General features: G+C 71.7%; 1 pseudogene. It reads left to right on the forward strand.

Features of this window, described 5'->3' with window-relative positions:
- Positions 1–298, forward strand: a pseudogene (locus G6O68_RS32165) (hypothetical protein); the annotation flags it as partial.
- Positions 299–339 lie beyond the last annotated feature (41 nt).

Raw genomic sequence — 339 nt, forward strand, 5'->3', positions numbered from 1 at the left:
GCTGGACGTGAACCTGGCCGGCGGCGTGGGCGACGACTTAGTCCTCGCCTCCGCCGACGGCGCGACGGTGCGGGACGGCCGCCTGGACGTCTCGGTGGACGCCGGTCCTGGAAACGACCTGATCACCGTCCTCGGCGAGGGAGGGAATCGGGTGGTCGGCACCTCCACGGTGCGCTACGACATCAAGTTGGGACCGGGAGCCGACGTCCTCGACATCCGTCCTGGCTACGAGTTCGCCGGACCGGACGGCAGGCCGATCGACGTCCTCACCGTCCGCCGCGGCCCAAGATGGTGGTGACGACCTCGTCGCGGTAGGCGGACGACCGGGCCGGCGCGGGG

Origin of the sequence: Paludisphaera soli, from assembly GCF_011064595.1 — a bacterium.
Taxonomy (GTDB): Bacteria; Planctomycetota; Planctomycetia; order Isosphaerales; family Isosphaeraceae; genus Paludisphaera; species Paludisphaera soli.